This is a genomic window from Bacillus sp. ISL-55 (genome assembly GCF_018613155.1).
Classification (GTDB): Bacteria; Bacillota; Bacilli; order Bacillales; family Cytobacillaceae; genus Mesobacillus.
The window spans coordinates 40,243-56,706 of the sequence record NZ_JAGGQU010000011.1; the positions used below are offsets into that span (position 1 = coordinate 40,243).

Annotated in this window: 20 protein-coding genes; 4 read left to right on the forward strand and 16 right to left on the reverse strand. The window is 43.4% G+C overall.

All coding sequences use genetic code 11. The annotated features are described in order from the left end of the window. Positions 1–8: 8 nt before the first annotated feature. The 14 genes from J7E32_RS06330 to J7E32_RS06395 form a co-directional block, all read right to left on the reverse strand. A complete protein-coding gene (locus tag J7E32_RS06330; RefSeq protein WP_214905253.1) occupies positions 9–353 on the reverse strand; it encodes an ArsR/SmtB family transcription factor in 345 nt (114 codons plus the stop codon). Between the two features lie 267 nt (positions 354–620). Further along, a complete protein-coding gene (locus J7E32_RS06335; RefSeq protein WP_214905428.1) occupies positions 621–851 on the reverse strand; it encodes a thioredoxin family protein in 231 nt (76 codons plus the stop codon). Positions 852–870: 19 nt separating this feature from the next. Then, the gene (locus tag J7E32_RS06340) at positions 871–1,872 is read right to left on the reverse strand and encodes a permease (protein ID WP_214905256.1); all 1,002 of its coding nucleotides are present in this window, start codon (positions 1,870–1,872) and stop codon (positions 871–873) included. Then, the gene (locus tag J7E32_RS06345) at positions 1,873–2,235 is read right to left on the reverse strand and encodes an ArsR/SmtB family transcription factor (RefSeq protein WP_214905259.1); all 363 of its coding nucleotides are present in this window, start codon (positions 2,233–2,235) and stop codon (positions 1,873–1,875) included. 117 nt (positions 2,236–2,352) lie between these two features. After that, complete coding sequence (locus J7E32_RS06350) at positions 2,353–3,000, reverse strand: response regulator transcription factor (RefSeq protein WP_214905262.1); 648 nt, start codon at positions 2,998–3,000, stop codon at positions 2,353–2,355. Beyond that, the gene (locus J7E32_RS06355; protein WP_214905264.1) at positions 2,990–4,873 is read right to left on the reverse strand and encodes a histidine kinase; all 1,884 of its coding nucleotides are present in this window, start codon (positions 4,871–4,873) and stop codon (positions 2,990–2,992) included. Before J7E32_RS06355 ends, J7E32_RS06350 begins: the two co-directional genes overlap by 11 nt. Continuing rightward, positions 4,870–5,775, reverse strand: a complete 906-nt coding sequence (locus J7E32_RS06360; protein WP_214905266.1) for a substrate-binding domain-containing protein — start codon at positions 5,773–5,775, stop codon at positions 4,870–4,872. Before J7E32_RS06360 ends, J7E32_RS06355 begins: the two co-directional genes overlap by 4 nt. Positions 5,776–5,928: 153 nt before the next feature. Then, positions 5,929–6,123: a twin-arginine translocase TatA/TatE family subunit gene (locus tag J7E32_RS06365; protein ID WP_214905431.1), complete on the reverse strand. Its 195-nt coding sequence runs from the start codon at positions 6,121–6,123 to the stop codon at positions 5,929–5,931. 14 nt (positions 6,124–6,137) lie between these two features. After that, the gene (locus J7E32_RS06370) at positions 6,138–7,211 is read right to left on the reverse strand and encodes a 4Fe-4S dicluster domain-containing protein (protein ID WP_214905268.1); all 1,074 of its coding nucleotides are present in this window, start codon (positions 7,209–7,211) and stop codon (positions 6,138–6,140) included. A 22-nt stretch (positions 7,212–7,233) separates the two neighbouring features. After that, entirely contained in the window at positions 7,234–7,836 is a 603-nt protein-coding gene (locus tag J7E32_RS06375; protein ID WP_214905270.1) for a TorD/DmsD family molecular chaperone, read from the reverse strand. A gap of 28 nt (positions 7,837–7,864) precedes the next feature. Next, positions 7,865–8,548, reverse strand: a complete 684-nt coding sequence (locus J7E32_RS06380; RefSeq protein WP_214905272.1) for a 4Fe-4S dicluster domain-containing protein — start codon at positions 8,546–8,548, stop codon at positions 7,865–7,867. A 19-nt stretch (positions 8,549–8,567) separates the two neighbouring features. After that, complete coding sequence (locus J7E32_RS06385; protein WP_214905275.1) at positions 8,568–11,111, reverse strand: molybdopterin-dependent oxidoreductase; 2,544 nt, start codon at positions 11,109–11,111, stop codon at positions 8,568–8,570. Between the two features lie 27 nt (positions 11,112–11,138). Next, positions 11,139–12,059, reverse strand: a complete 921-nt coding sequence (gene nrfD, locus J7E32_RS06390) for an NrfD/PsrC family molybdoenzyme membrane anchor subunit (protein ID WP_214905278.1) — start codon at positions 12,057–12,059, stop codon at positions 11,139–11,141. A 134-nt stretch (positions 12,060–12,193) separates the two neighbouring features. Continuing rightward, positions 12,194–12,442, reverse strand: a complete 249-nt coding sequence (locus tag J7E32_RS06395) for a helix-turn-helix domain-containing protein (RefSeq protein WP_214905280.1) — start codon at positions 12,440–12,442, stop codon at positions 12,194–12,196. A 245-nt stretch (positions 12,443–12,687) separates the two neighbouring features. On the opposite strand from J7E32_RS06395, the gene J7E32_RS06400 reads away from it, so the two are divergent. From J7E32_RS06400 to J7E32_RS22800, 4 genes are all read left to right on the forward strand, one after another. After that, positions 12,688–12,999 carry an ArsR/SmtB family transcription factor gene (locus J7E32_RS06400; protein WP_214905434.1) on the forward strand — a complete coding sequence of 104 codons (312 nt, stop codon included), beginning with the start codon at positions 12,688–12,690 and terminating at the stop codon, positions 12,997–12,999. Positions 13,000–13,073: 74 nt separating this feature from the next. After that, the gene (locus J7E32_RS06405; protein WP_214905284.1) at positions 13,074–13,244 is read left to right on the forward strand and encodes a hypothetical protein; all 171 of its coding nucleotides are present in this window, start codon (positions 13,074–13,076) and stop codon (positions 13,242–13,244) included. Positions 13,245–13,270: 26 nt separating this feature from the next. After that, on the forward strand, positions 13,271–14,134 hold the full coding sequence (locus J7E32_RS06410; RefSeq protein ID WP_214905287.1) for a permease: 864 nt from the start codon (positions 13,271–13,273) through the stop codon (positions 14,132–14,134). A 36-nt stretch (positions 14,135–14,170) separates the two neighbouring features. After that, entirely contained in the window at positions 14,171–14,302 is a 132-nt protein-coding gene (locus J7E32_RS22800) for a hypothetical protein (protein ID WP_286182793.1), read from the forward strand. 219 nt (positions 14,303–14,521) lie between these two features. On the opposite strand, the gene J7E32_RS06415 is transcribed toward J7E32_RS22800, so the two are convergent. Together J7E32_RS06415 and J7E32_RS06420 are read right to left on the reverse strand one after the other, a co-directional pair. Next, complete coding sequence (locus J7E32_RS06415; protein WP_214905292.1) at positions 14,522–15,784, reverse strand: hemolysin family protein; 1,263 nt, start codon at positions 15,782–15,784, stop codon at positions 14,522–14,524. A gap of 131 nt (positions 15,785–15,915) precedes the next feature. Continuing rightward, positions 15,916–16,458, reverse strand: coding sequence for an undecaprenyl-diphosphatase (locus J7E32_RS06420; RefSeq protein ID WP_214905294.1), 543 nt, complete (start codon positions 16,456–16,458; stop codon positions 15,916–15,918). Positions 16,459–16,464: the final 6 nt, after the last annotated feature.

Below are 16,464 nucleotides of genomic sequence, written 5' to 3' on the forward strand. Positions count from 1 at the left end.
CACCTCCGTTAATCACAGGAAATCCGTTTTCCCTGCTTTTCAAGTTCTGTTAACTTTTCTTCCTGGCTTGGAAGTGCATCCATGAGCAATTGAACAAATTCAAAATGCTCGTACTGCCGGTTCAGTGAATAAAACACCCACTGTCCCCTCCTGCTTTCCTTTACCAACCCTGCATCTTTTAGCTTGCGGATATGCTGACTGATCGCCGGCTGGCTGGCATCGAATATCGCTACAAACTCACAGACACAGCAATCGTGATCAGCGAGAATCTTCATCATTGTCAAACGCGTCTTGTCACCAAGCAGCTTCAACACAGCAGCAGCCTGATCCATTTCAATACTTTGCTTAATCAATTACTCTCCACCTCCAATTACGGTATCATCATATAATAATTTGCTTATATGTTCAAGAGTGATCGTATGTAAAAATTATTAAGAAATTGTAAAGCTGATGTATCCGCCTTATTTTGAACAATTGATGCGGATATTATTTATTGTGGCTATAAGATCAAGCAAGCGTTTTACCGCTGGATCTCCAGTTCTCGAGGTGGCTATTTCCTCATTTCATATAAAAAAACGCCTGGGTTTACCCAAGCGTTATTGTGATTTTCTTATGTGATATTAAGCCAATACACTCTTCAATTCATTCACTAAGAGCAACTTGCCTGTGGAGACCACTTTTTCGTCGATGACTAACGCTGGTGTGCTCATGACTTTGTATTTCATGATTTCCCTGATGTCTTCTACTTTTTCTACCTGTGCTTCAAGCTGCAGTTCTTCAACCGCCATGCGAGTATTTTTTTCAAGCTCCTGGCATTTTTTGCAGCCAGTACCTAGTATTTTAATATTCATCATTATTTCCTCCTTATAATTATAGAATTGCGTTAAAGCCATATCCTATCAGAATGATTCCTGTGGCGACAACGCCGGCGAATACAGCAATCAGCTTTGGTTTGATCACTTTCCTGAGCAAAATCATTTCCGGGAGGGACAGGGCGGTGATGGCCATCATGAAGGCCAGCGCTGTACCAGCTCCTACACCTTTGTTCAATAATGCTTCGATAATCGGCAGGGAACCGACGGCGTTAGAGTATAGCGGAACGCCTAAAATCGTCGCAATCGGAACCGCGAAGAAATTGCCTTCGCCCGCATATTTGACTAGCAAATCCTGCGGGGCATATCCATGAATGAACGCCCCGATCCCAATCCCAATCAAAAGGTAGAGCCAAATCTTCTGTACCGTCTCCACAACATTCCGGGCTGCAAAAATTGTTCTTTCCTTAAGCTCCTCCCGAGTGAATAAGGATTTGATTTTTTCGGCATACGTTTTGTTATCGCTCTCAGGCATAACAATCCGTTCCTGGCCACCGGCGATTTCATATACATATGACTCCACATGCTTTTCCATCTTCAGCTTGCCAATGATGGCACCCGCCACGATTGCCAGAGTCATTCCGGCAAGCACATAAATCAAGGCGACTTTCCAGCCAAAAATCGAAAATAGCATAACCAGCGAGATTTCGTTCACAATCGGTGATGAAATCAGGAACGTAAAGGTGATGCCTAAAGGGATTCCTGCCTCGACAAAGCCGATAAATAAAGGCACCGTCGAACAGGAGCAGAACGGCGACAGCACTCCGAGAAAAGCCGCCATCACACTGGCAGCGCCCTTCCTTCTGCCTTCAAGCCATTCCTTTACTTTTTCAGGCGGGAAAAAACTTCTGATGAATGAGATTGCAAAAATCATCACCGCGAGCAAAAACAAGATTTTCGTCGTGTCGTAAATGAAAAAGTGGAGTGCCCCGCCAAGTCTTGAGGACAGTTCCATGTTCATGACATCGACGACCAACCAATTGGCCAGTTCATTAAACATTTAGATCGCCTTCTTTATATACGGAATCAGAGGTGCCAGCTTTTCTTTATCCAGACTATAGACAGTGAACCTACCTTCTCTTCTTGATTTAATGAGCTTTCCTTTTTCCATGATCTTCAAATGGTGGCTGATAGTTGAGGATGCTCCCGATAGACCATCGACAATTTCGCACATGCAAAGATCCTCAAACCACAACAAGCCCATGATTTTAATTCGTGTCTCATCACCGAGTGCCTTGAAAAACGCCGCTGTACTTTCAAGCTCTTCCTCAGCATTCACGAGCGGGAATTCTTCCTTAACCCCATCAATAATTCTCTTAATGCTGTCAGACGATTTTATTTCCCATCCTGTTCTGCAAGTCATAAACTGCACCTCCCACTTTCAGCTTACAACTATTTTTCTAGTTTTGTAGTTTTGATTTTGAACACTTTATGACATGTTAAAGCCGGCAGCGATTTTTAACTGCCGGCCGTTATTGTCTCAATCATACGAAATCAGGTTATGCTTGATCGCATATTTAACAAGACCAGACCTTTTCGTTGCCCCAATCTTCTCCATGATCCTCGTTTTATAGGTTTCCACCGTTTTGATGGATACGAACAATTCCTCACTGATTTCCCTCTGCGTATAGCCCAGGGCAATTAACTTCAATACCTCAGTCTCACGCTGGCTAAGATGGGGTTTATCCAATTCTGCCCCTTCGACTTTCTCATCTGCCTGCTTGTAGAGATAAGGAATCAGGGTCGGATAAATATAATGCTCTCCATTTAACACAATTCTAATCGCGTTGATCAGTTCAGTATCGACCGCTCTTTTTAAAACATAGCCTTGGGCACCGGATGCAAGCCCTTCCTTCAGATAGGCTTCATCAGAAAACATCGTCAATAGCAGAATTTTAACATTACTGTTCGATTTCCGGATTTCTTTCGTTGTTTCAATTCCGTCTTTCCCCGGCATGCTGATATCCATAACAATGATATCAGGCTCCATATCCTTCAGTTTTTGCAATGCTTCTTCGCCGGATTGAGCCTCCCCAATAATTTCGAAGTTACTTTCACTCATCAGGATGGTTTTCAAGCCGGCGCGAAAAACAGGATGGTCATCGACTATGAATAATTTAGCTGACATTTACTTCACTCCGATCCGTTAAGAGAGGAACTTTGGCTAAAATCGTCGTTCCCTCGCCAATTGCAGATTCAATTTGAAGCGTTCCATTCAAAAGCGCAATTCTTTCATGCATCCCAAGCAGGCCAAGGTGTTCTTTGGAAGGATCATTTCCCAGCACCGATTGGGTATCAAAACCGACACCATCGTCTTCGATGACCACCGAAACCTGCTGGCCAGATGAAAGGACAATGATGCTGACGTTTTCTGCTTTTGCGTATTTGGTGATATTTGTGAGCGATTCCTGTACAAGCCGGAATATCGCAGTTTCCAGTCCTGGATTCAAGGATTTGAAGGTCCCGTTTATCACGAGATCAGCATCGATATTCGTAGACTTCCTGAATTCCTCTACATATCGTTCAATTGCTACTTTAAGCCCAAATTTATCAAGAATGCTCGGCCTGAGCTGCCAAGCCATATGATGAACTTCTTCAATCGTTTGCCGGGCGAGCGACCTTAGCGTTTCAATCGTCCTTTGCTTATGTCTTTCATCGCCTTCTTCCAGCAGCTTCAATTCCACTAACATGGAAGACAGGGAGTGGCTCGTTTCATCATGAAGTTCCCTTGCGATTCTCTTCCGCTCATCTTCTTGTACATGAATGATTTTTTCCAGCAACATAAGGCGGATTTCTTCTTTTTTCTTGACCTCTTTCCATAGTTCCAGGTTCTCTATGGAAACAGAGAGCTGAGAAGCCAGTGAGGTAAGAATTTTAAGAAATGTTTCATCCAGCTTTGAAGTGCTGCAGATAATGATTTTTCCAATCTCATTTCCTTTCCCCGTTTTCAGCTGGAAAGCATATACTTCCTTCTCCGACCTAGAGCATGTATAAAGGTCTGAATTGAAATGGGTGCAACGGATCGCACATGAAGAAGAATGATTAAAGTACCTCTCCTTCGTTTCCTTCCAATCAATTTCGATGAAGGCACTTTTCAGATCAAGCTCCTGGACCAATTGCTGAACAAATGACTGAAGCGTTTCTTCTAGCTGGACGTGCTCTTTGAGGTTCTGGGACAAACTATTCAACAAGGTAAGTTCCTTATTTCGATTTTTTATTTTTTCGATATATACTTCTTTATCCCTTTCCGATTTCTGCAGAGAATCTAGCATTTTGTTGAATGAAGCAGTCAATTTTCCGATCTCATCTTTCGGATAGGTGCGTATCCTCTCTGTGAGGTTTCCCGAATAGACCTTATTGGTCAAATGGACAAGGTTCGAAATCGGGATCGTCAGTATTCTTGTCAGTCCAAAGACAATGATCCCAGATAATAACATGACTCCGATCATCGTGAAAATCATCTGGTTTGTTACCTTCATCAACGCCTCTTCAAGGGATTGTTCAGTCAACCCCGCCCTAACAGTGCCGCCTAAATCAGGGAAGATCGGCGAGGCGGAATCGAGGATCACACCATTGTCAGTAGAAAGCTTCTTACTGCTGGTCTCTAGCATGGAACCTTCAGACTTTACTTGATTTGCATTGATTAAACCCTGGCTGATAAAACCTTTTTCATTAGAGTGGACAACCACTTCACCGTCTTTATTCAGAACGAAAATATATTCAATATCTTCATAGCTATTCATTGTGTCATTAATAAGGCTTTGCAATGCGAAAATATTGTGGGTCAGGAGAGGGTCCACACTTCTTGAGGCAATGTCGCTGCTGATTGATTTGGCACGGTCTTCAATTTGCAATGTCAGCGTATTGGATATTGAAATCCGTACGACGATCAGACTGATGACTGTCACCATCAGGACGACGATCAAGACCATTCCATAGATTTTAAGTTCTATCGAAACACTCGATAAAAAATCGATTAACCTTTGCTTCAGCTTTTTCATAGGCTTTCACCCAACAGATATAGATCCTGTCTGATTACTTGATAGTTCTGCTGATTGATTGGCTCATACCGATCGACACCCAATTCCTTCAACAATTGCCTGCCATCGGGGTGATTTCTCAGATTGAATAATATCTCAGAAAAAGTTTCAATTTTCTTTGGGTCGCCTTTTTTTGAGGCCACAACCGGAGGCGTGCCTGCTTCATCTCCCGTTCCGATGACCCTGATGTGCGCACTCAATTCAGGTTCTGTCGCCAGCATCTGGTCAAACATGGCACCATCCACGGTAGCACCATCGACAATCCCCAATTCAACTGCTTTTACCGAATAGTCATGGCTATAAGTAAAATAAGTTTTACCAAAGAAATCTTCTGAGGTTTCCCCCTTCTTATCCAATTGGCTTAACATACTCAATCTGCCTGTGTAAGAATAGGGGTCTGTATAAGCAAATCTCTTGCCCTTTAAATCCTCCAAGGTCTGATAGGGACTGTTCTGATTGACGATTGTGTACGACTGATATAAAGGTCTCCCGTTCACAACCGGCGCTGCTACATCCACAAGATATCCCTTTTCCAGTCCGATGACATAAGAAAGGGAACATATGAAGGCAAAATCCACTTCACCCCTCCTCAGCATGCTGTCTACTTCCTGATAGGTCTGTCGCTGGACGATCTCAACCTGCATGCCGAATTGGGATTCGATGTACTCTAGCAGGTAATCATATTTTGATAGGGAAGCTTTAGGAGAGATGACCGAAGCAAGCGCAACAGTGATTTTTTCATGGTGGGAATCCGTTTCTTTGGGTGGAGCAGCTTCCGCTTTATCAGTGTAGAGGATGATATTTGACTGCTGTACTCCTTGTTGGCAGCCGCTGATCAACAATATAAATAAAATTGGAATCATAAAAGCCCTGATTACCATGTTTTTACCCTCCATCAATTCCGTTGGATACGTTCGTATAAATTATATCGTGGCTACCTTGCAAAAAGAGGCTTCGCATAAAAACAACACAAAATAGACAAAAAAAACAGCCCCAAATTATGGCGCTGCCGGAGTTTATGCATGATGAGTTTTAGCTTCTTTTTTCACTTCTTCTATTTCATCTGTTGCCAGTTCTTTCGTCGCTTTCTTGAATTCCTTTAACGTGTTGCCGACCGCCCTGCCGATTTCCGGCAATTTTTTCGGGCCAAAAATCATCAGCGCCAGAACCAGGATGATGATCAACCCGGGGATACCGATATTCGAAAGCATTTTATTCACATCCCTTATACGGTTATGTTTTCTTTACATCCGTCGCAATTCGCTGAGGAATTCAGGTGCTGCTCGCCACATTGGCCGCAGTCCTTATATTTCTGATAAAATATGGTCTGCTCCTGATTCGCGAGGAATTGTTTTAGATCTAGATAGTCCTCCACTCTTTCCAATCCATTTCTCCTGCACAGATCGATACATGATCCACAGCCATTGCAAAGCAGCGGCTGAAACACAGCCTTGACGGTTTCGTCATCATCCGTGAATTTCAAAGCACCTGTTGCACAAACCCGGGAACATGCTCCACAGCCATTGCACGTTGCAGTGAAAGCTAGCTGCATGGTCTTCAGGTTTTCAGAAGTTTGATAGGAATGCAAATTGTTCTTGTTTTTATCCAGAATCCGATGATAGACCATGGCCATTGGGCCTTTTTTTAGAGAAACCCTCAAATTTTCGATTTCTTCCTCCTCTGGAATCAACGGCGAAACAACCTTATTCGTCATTTTTTTCGAGAAAAAAGTGATCAGGTCCCTGCGGGTATAGCTTCTTTCCATTTTATCGCTGTGGCTTTTGTCGTTAAGAGAAACCTCGACTTCATGAGTGCGCATACTGTTGAAATTGTGAATCGTTTCTTTAACCGAAGTCATAAGGTTAGCATCAAACTTGCTGCACTGCCTGCACCTTTCTTCTCGGAACTGCAAGTTGACGTGGCTGCTGTTTTGGAATGCTTGCATCAGCAAAGCTGTATCGAGCTGAGCCAGACACGCAAGCCTGATATGTGATTCATTGCTTCGGTCTTGATCGCAGGAAAACGAGATGACCTCCCTGCTTGGCATGTCATTAAAATACGAAAGGTATTTTTCATCATATAGAGCTTCCGATGGACAGACAGACGTGCATTTCATGCATTCTATGCAAGCATCCTCCATCACGCTGAGCCCATTCTCTAGAGAAATGGCAGAGACAGGACAAGCATCAGTGCATTTGCTGCAAGTCGAGAAGCGGTTCCTTGTGCGCACGCAGCGCTGTAAGTCAACCTTCAGCCGTTTTGCTTCAAGCCATTTTGTCATAAGATGGTCCACTAACATTGCCCTGTTCCCCCAATCCATTTTATAGTGATGAATAGTCCAGCTGGATGAACCTCTCGGTGAGATTGCCCAGATGTTTATAGATTGCCAGTTCAGCATTTTCCTGAATAGCGGCATTGAATTTAGGGATCCAATGGGTCAGGATCCTGTACAAGAACTCTTTTTGCAGTTCCAGATACTCCAGATCGCCTGTCTCGATCAGCTTGAAATTCAGATAATACATGAACTCAAACTGGATGCTGATATGATCTGCTGGTTTTGAATGCATCGCCTGGACACAAAGCCCGCCGCGCTGGTAAAATGCTTCGATTGTTTGAGTGGACCTTCCCATGACCTCCCACTTATCCTCTAAATAAATAGAGGAGTAAGGAGGTGCCAGGAGTTTAAATGGTCCAACAAACAGTCTGGCGTATTCAATCTCGTAATCTGTAAGACTCTCATTCTCATCCGCGAATATGCTGTTCATCTCATCACTTATTTTCAAAAGTGCCTCATCATCTGCTTCCTTTAATGACTCTTTGAGAAGATGAACGAAAAGACTTAAGTCTTCACCAGGTTCTTTATACATCAGCGACAGCAATCGATAGATCTCAGCCCGCTTTGAAATCAAAGAATCAGTCTGCATCGTGACCATTTAAATCACTCCCTTGCTTTTATCCTCTTACATAAAATACTCTTGGCTTCGTACCCTTTTCCGGTTTCAACACCTGGCTGCTGTACTGGGCCAGCACCTTGTTGATATCGCTGTTCGGATCATCCAAATCCCCAAATGTCCGCGCATCAGCCGGGCAGGACTCCACACAGTATGGTTTCAAATTATCTTTAATTCTATGGTCACAGAAGGTACATTTTTCAACGATTCCCTTGCTTCTGATGCCTTCATAAGTAAAGGCACGGTCCGCATTGTAGTAAGGCAGCTGCTGACCAGTTTTTTCCTGCAGTTCTTTACTCGTCGCTGTGCCGCCCTTGATGGCAGCTGCTGTTTCTTCCCAGCGGCGATGCGGTTTGTTTTTATTGAAATTGATCACTCCGTATGGACAAGCTTGCATACAGCTCTTACAGCCAATGCATTTATCCGGATCATGGAGTGTCAGTCCGTTTTCATCCTTGTACATCGCCTGTGTCGGACAAACCCTTACACAAGCAGCATCTTCACAGTGATTGCAAAGAGTCGGGACGTATTTGTAGTTTACGTTAGGAAAACTCCCCTTCGTTTCGTGGAAGTAATGAGCCCAAAACATTCCGGTATCTACGTTATTCTCATTTTTGCAGGCGATCGAACATCCTGAACAGCCTACGCATTTATGCAAATCTATTACCATTCCGTATTTAGTCATTTTTCACACCTCCAGCAGATTATATCTTCTCAATTTTTATTCGGGCCAGACCGCCATGACGGGCAGTTGAACCGCTTAAATGTTCATAATCGCTAGGAAGGATTTCGTTGTTATTTCCTCCGCGTGCGATTTTCTTCTGGTAATCCATCGTTGCGATTCTTCCATACGCCCAGTGGCCCTGGCCGTAGCACTTGACTGCAACTCCTGGCCGTGTTCCTTCCCACTCTTTTACCGTGACTTCAATGGAGCCTTGAACTGATGTTACTTTAACCCTGTCGCCTGATTTAACTCCATATTTCTTGCAATCTACTGGATTAATCTTGATTACGTCATCCCATTTTTCATCCCCTGGATCCGCATCCTTGAATTCCTGGTACCAGGTGGTATTGGCGGAGCGGCCTTCACGATTGAGTCGTGAACGGTGTTCAGTGAAAATGAGCGGGAATTCCTTTTCATCACCGTAACGGATTGGCTCTTCATAGTGTGGAACGAAAGCAAGATCGCCTCTTGCTTCATACTTCATCGCTTCCATGACTTTGTCGATGCTCGTGTTATGGCCCTTCGCATGCTCATCTAACAGGCCTTTCAACGTTTCACTGTAAAACTCGAATTTTGTTGATGCCGTTTCAAAGCCCTCTTCCCAGTGCTTCTTATATGGTGTCCGTTTCGCGTTCCAGACGCCCACGTCGACAAATTCCTGCCAGCTGCTGATTTGGTCGCCCTTCTTCTCTTCAGATGGGTGCCAGAGTTTTTTCGATAAAAACTTCGTAGCAACTAAATTGAACTCTTTTTCATTTGTTGCCTTCTTACCTGTTTCCGGATCGGTAAATTCATTTCGATAATAATCGTATAAATTAGAGAAACCTTTTTTAGCAAGGCTTTCTGCGATTAGCCAGCCAATTTCCGTCTCATCCACCTTGCAATCCCATAGTGGTTCAATTACTGGCTGTTGTATGGAACCGTAAGCATTCATGTTTTGCTTGCTCTTTATAACTCCCCATCTTTCGAAAAGCTGGTGGCAGGCAGGTAAAACAATGTCTGCATACTGGGTCATTTCCGCCGGGTTTACCGTAATGTGTACATAGAACGGGATTTTTTCCATCGCCTTTTCCCATCGCTGAGCCCCGGTACAAGAGAAGACGAAGTTGTTCCAGTATCCAATTGCCATTTTGATGTCGTATGGATCCTCGTTCAGGATTCCATCCGCGACATTATTAGTGACTACACCCTTGTGCAGTTCGCCTTTTGCGAATGCAGGGAACTGAATCCGGCCGCGCTGGTCGATTTTTTCGTTCTTTTTACCCTTCTTGGCTATCTCGTCCAGATATGCATCCAGTTCCGGTATGTCTTGTAATGGTACTTTTTCACCCCGGTTCGTACCGCCGATATTCTCAATAGATCCTACAAGAGCATTTAACGCATGCGCACCCATGGAAGTATAGCCGCCGCGAATCTGCATCGCAGAACCTGGTGCAAGCCATGAAATGGCTCTTGGCGCTGCTTCAGCAAAGTCCCTGGCAACACGGTAAATCTGCTCTGCCGGTACACCAGCAATTTCAGCAGCCCACTCTGGCGTGCGATCTTTTAGTTCAAGATTCCACCATTTAACGATTCCGTACGTCTTATTTTCTTCAAAAGCAGCTTCATCAACGGCTGTTCCTTTTGCAAATAGGTTTTCCCCATCCTTGAAGTCACCGACAAATTCACGGTTCCAGATTCCTTCTTTTAAAATTACGTGGGCAATGGCAGAAACCAATGCTCCGTCCTGGCCCGGGATGACTGGCAGCCATTCATCGGCCTTGGAAGCTGTTGCGGAAAGACGCGGATCGATAACAGCGACTTTTGCCTGGTCCAGGACTTTTCCGAACATGCTGATGGCATGTGGCACCTGTCTGTTTGATGATACTGGATCAGTGCTCCACATGAGTACATATCTTGTGTGCTCTAAATCATAATCACGATAGTCCCAGTATGCTTCCGTAACATATGGTCCCAATTTCTCCGCTTCTGCACAGATAGCACTATGTGAAATATTGTTTGGCGACCCAAAAATCGTTGGTAACGCTTTATAGAATATATCCGCGGCGCCTGTATAACGTCCTCTGAGTAATGCGAATTTATGTGTTTCATGGTTATTACGCAATTCCATCATTTTATCTGTAATCGCATCAATGGCCTCTTCCCAGCTGATTGGCACAAACTTAGGATCTTCATTGCGCCCTTTTTTCGGATTGGTACGCTTCATTGGAACCTTGACTCTATCTGGATCATATAGCTGTTGGATGGCCAGATGCGGTCTTGGACAGATTTTGCCATGGTTACCTTTGGAGTTAGGGTTTCCTCTTACCTTGATCGCCCTGCCATTTTCGACATACACCTGAACAGGACACCATGTTGTACATCCCTGGCAAGTTGATGCCAGCCATTTTCCACTTTCAGCTATTTGTTCTTTTTTGTCTGTTTCAGAAAATGCAGTGAGCATTGGTTTGTTCGCTGATAAACCTGCAACGGTTGCACCTGTTACTGCAGATGCCTTTATAAAACCTCTACGTGAAATTCCCATTTTGATAGACCTCCTTTTTCAAATCGATTACAATCCAGCCAGCGGAATCTGGCCTGAGTAAAGGATGATATGCTTGAAGGCATAGCTTCCGATCAAGACAACCGCAGTAAAGATCATTGCTGTATAGAAATTCATTTTTATTTTTTTCAGTGTTGAATAGCCAGCAATCGCAAGTGGAATCACCAGTCCGATGGTTACAACCAAGATCCACCAGTACATCCCGAAGTGGCTGATTAAGTTCTGATAAGCGATGATTGCTTCTGTTCCAGCTGAGTTAAGGCTGATTCTCCAGGTAAGGATGAGCAGTGCCTGGATAGCTGCTAGTGAAACTAATAGTTTCGGATATGTGAAAACATGAGCATTTGAGGATATAGCTGTTTCTGAGTACACTTCCTTGCTCTTCATAATGATCGACCTCATGAAAACTGCTTCAACAGCCATCAGGACACTGCTTCCGGAAAAGATTGAGGAAACGAGGAACATGACTGGAATCAAGCCGTTTGCCCAGCCCGGAACTCCAAGAGACATAAGCAGAAGTCCGTGATATATGCCCACGGCCAGTGCGAACACCGAACCAGCAATTACCAAACCTTTAAAAAGTCCCATTTGATAAGCATTTTGTTTATACTTCCATACCACCAAAAAGATTACGAAAGACAGCATGATGAATATCGTCTGAAGGAAACCTCCCCAAGATGTAACGGACGTAGGGTTGACATTGATGAATGTCGACAGCATCCGGAATGGCTTACCCAATTCAGTGAGAAGCGCAAACACTCCCAATCCAACTAGTACAGGTGAAAGAATAAACCCCAGCCTAGTGACCTTTAATGATTTCTCCTTGAACACCAGACTGAAATAGGCTGCTAGCAGGAAAACTCCGATCCCGACACCGCCAAGAAATAAATCAAGGGCGACACGATAATCCCAATATGCGTGAAAATCCATTTCCTTGACCTCCTTATCGATTAAATACATTAACTACACTCCTATCATCAGATATTCAGGGCAAAAAATATATCAGTAAATCCCCTAATCTTTTGTAGGGAATTTACTGACATAGCATTTTCCTTATTCAGGTTTTACCATATAACGCATTTTTCTGGTTCATCACACCAGATTCTTTCCTTTAATTCGATGAATGATACATCAAGAGCAGAAGCTAAAGCTGCGATGAATCCGTCACTTGGGAACACCCTGCTGCATTCAGTATCCTGAATGAACTTGCGTGTCGTCCCCGTCCTCATTGCCAATTCATCCTGTGACATTCCTTTACCCTCTCTAATAAGCTGAATCATGAAGCCGTAATCTTTACAAGGATCCTTTAACATCCCAAATCCCCTCGACTTTCATATAAGTTAATAATTATATGGTAATGGATTTATGTTAAGGATTCATTACAGCATTGTAAATTGTAAGTTGACTGAGAAAAAATAAAATCAAAAATTTTTGATTTAACAGTTGCAAAGTGGATGATAAGGAAATATAATACAATATATCAAGAGATTTTGATTAAGGAGAGCTGACAGTGGAAAAATTCATTCCTTTAACAGACCTGACCAATGACTCCAAAGCCATTAAGGAACCGCCGCTTCAAAGCACCTTTGAAAAATACGAGAAGAAATTCAAAGCCCTTGCCGACCAAAAACGCCTGCACATTCTCAATCTTCTATGCCAGCAAGACTCCAGCTGCGTTTGTGATCTAAGTGAACTGATTGACATGCCCCAATCAAAATTGTCGTATCATCTGAAAATTTTGCTTGATGCCAATCTGATCCAGAAAGAAACAAAGGGAACCTGGAGCTACTACACAGTAAACACCAAAGAAATTAACCATCTATTATCTCCAGAGCTTTGCTGCCTTTTCAGACCTAGCAACTGTTGTTAGGTTAACTTTTCAAAGTATTAATCAATTTTTTTTGATAAATAAATCAACATATTTTGATTAAGGAGAGGATATATATGTTTTATCAAGATTATCAAGCATTGGCACAGTTAAAACAGCAGGAAGTTGAAAGGAAAGCTAGACACGCATGGAAGTTCTTTGAACAGCCTGAAACGAAGAGATTCCCTTGGCCAGCTCGCACTCAAAAACAGCAGCCTAAATGCTGCACAGTTCCAGCTAACGCTTAAATAATGGAGGAAGAAGGTAGAGGATAATGATTGAATTTCTAAAAAGCTTTTTATGGATAGCCCTAGAACTAACAGTGCTTTTTATCGGGATATCCTTCTTGATCAGCCTGCTCCAGGGATATATTCCTTATGAAAAAATCGAAAAGAAACTGACAGGACGCAATAAAGTGCTAGCCAGCTTTGCCGCCATCCTGTTCGCGTTTATCACACCCTTTTGCTCCTGCTCCACGATTCCAGTAGTCGTCAATATGCTGAAAAAGAAAATCCCGTTTTCAATCGTTATGGTTTTCCTCTTCGCTTCTCCGGTGCTGGACCCGACAATTTTAACCATCATGGGTGTCGTGATGGGCTGGAAGGTAACGATCATATACACCATCATTACAAGTGTTTTCTCGATTGTCATCGGCTTTACACTCGATAAGCTGGGATTCCAGCGATACGTCAAAAATGTCATCATGTCTGGCTATGAAGAAAAGAACCAAAAGTTCAATTGGAGATTCGCCTTAGACGAAACCTGGTCGCTGATGAAAAGTGTCTACCCATACTTGCTGATTGGTGCTGCGATTGGCGCGGTCATCCACGGACTTGTTCCAACTGAAATCATTACGAAATGGTTCGGTCATGATGCATGGTGGCTGATCCCAGTCGCTGCAATTGCCGGGATTCCTTTGTACATTCGACTTTCTAGCATGATCCCGATTTCGCAAATGCTGATTTTAAAAGGAATGGCCCTTGGTCCTGTGATGGCGATGATGATCAGCTCAGCCGGCGCCAGCCTGCCGGAAGTCATCCTGCTGAAGTCGATTTTTAAAAAGCAGCTCGTGATTGCCTTCATCGCTTCTGTTATAACGATGTCCACTGTCTCTGGGTTTGTGTTCTACTTTGTTTAATAAATCAAATTTTCTTGATGAAAGGAGGTGAAATCAATGGCTAACTTTATCAAAATCCTTATGGGCAGCAACTCAAAGTCTGATTGCTGCAATGTTGAAATCAAGGAAGTCCAGGAAACAGAAGAGAAAAACGAAGCTTGCTGCGGCGGGGATACTTCTTGCTGCTAATCATTTTACAATAATAGGAAGACGGTGCAATTAAGTATTGTTACCGTGCAATTAGCATCATTATTCGTGCAATTCCCTGACTTTACAGTGCAATTACAGGCAATCTTGGTGCGAATATTGCTTCTTAATAAGAAAATAATTTTTCCAGGGCAATTTAAGCATGGAAAATAGCAAAAAGGTGGAGCCAGGCATCTAAAACGCCTGATTCCACCTTCTTTTTTATTCTTCAACTTCAAGTACTGGCATGATTTCCACTTTTATATTACGAATACGGTGATTTTCTACTTCCTTGACGATAATCCGCAGGTTTTCGTAGACAAATGTATCGCCGTTTACCGGGATGCTTTCCAATGTTTCAAAAATCCAGCCGCCGAGGTTATGGTACGATGTATCCGGCATTGGTACATTGAACAGTTCGGCAAAATCATCAAGATCGTAGGCCGCATCGAACTCATATGTGCTCTCATCGATCTTTGTCATAATATTGACCTTTTCATCGTGCTCATCCCAAATCTCGCCAACAAGCTCTTCGAGGATATCCTCAAGTGTGATCAAGCCGCTCGTTCCGCCGAATTCATCGACGACGATGGCCATATGGCTCTTCGTCCTTTGCAGCTCAGGCAGCAGGGTCGCGATTTTCATCGACTTCACGACGAACATTGGCTGGCGCAGCATCTCACGGACATTGACCTCTTTATTCTGGATCAGTTCTGCAAAAAACTCACGTTCGGACAAAAATCCGATGATATTATCTATATTGTCTTCATAAACCGGAACACGTGAAAAACGTTCTTCGATGAAAATCTGCTTGATTTCCTCGAGTGACTGGTTTACTTCGATTGTAATCATATCCATTCGATGCGTTAAGACTTCACCGACAAGAACATCGTTAAATTCCAGGGAACGGTGCACAAGCTCCCTTTCCTCATTATTAATGACTCCCTCTTCTTCACTGATATCCACCATCACTTTGATTTCTTCTTCGGTGACGGACGGCTGATTTTCTCCCTTTGAGAACATCCTCGACACGGACGCCTTCAACTTGCTGAACACGAAGTTGACGGGGGTCAGGATTTTAATCAGCAGCAACAGAATGGCAGAAATTTTTAACGAATACTCCTCTGCATTTTCCTTTGCCATAGACTTCGGTAAGATCTCACCGAAGATTAGGATGAGAATCGTCATGACAAATGTACTAACGATCAGACCGGTGCTGGCACCGAACAGGTCAACGGCTACTTTTGACGAGATACTCGCCGCAGCGATATTGACGATATTGTTTCCTACTAGAATCGTAGATAACGCATCATCGAAGTTCTCGGAAATATGCAAAGCATTCTTGCTTCCAGCTCGGCCTTCGGACACATAATTCCGCAGCCTGATTCTATTGACGCTGGAAAAAGCGGTTTCTGCCGATGAAAAGAAGGCAGATAAAAGAATTAAAACACCTAATAAAATGACTAAACCTATGGGAACTTCCAAAAAAACTCACTCTCCGAAAAAAAATTTGTCAGAATATATTTTACTGTTTCAACGGGTATAAATCAAATACTCTAGCTCATCCTTATGTATGTACGGTTTACCCGGCGATAAGGTTTCATAATCAGAGATCATTACATTTCCTTGCCTGCCAAATTATTCTTGTTCACATACTTCACTTTACGAATCAGTACATAGCCAAGATAAGCAAAAGCTGACCCCAGCATTGCCCCCACAGCAATGTCTGCCGGATAATGCACCCCAGCCCAAATCCGAGAAAAACCAACCATCACTGCGAGCAGAACCCATAAATATGTATGCTTCCTTTTATACAGCCAGAACGTAACAGCGATCGTGAAAAATATAATTGTATGATCGCTTGGAAACGAGTTGTTCACTTTCATGTCTATCAATTGATTGACATCCTCAAGTGTCGCAAATGGCTGGTGATTTGAATAGAACATGCCGGCAATCTTCCCGGCGATTTCCGCTAAAATGAGCGCCGCCAGACCGCTTACCACCATCAACCGGTTCCCGGCCTTACGGCTGAACAAGTACACAAGCACTGCCGCCGCTAAAAGGTAAATCGCATTGTTAGCAATAAAGACCATGACCGGATTCAAAACCTCGAATTCCTTTCCTGCGTCATTGATGATCCTGAAAAGCTCAATATTCATCTCTCT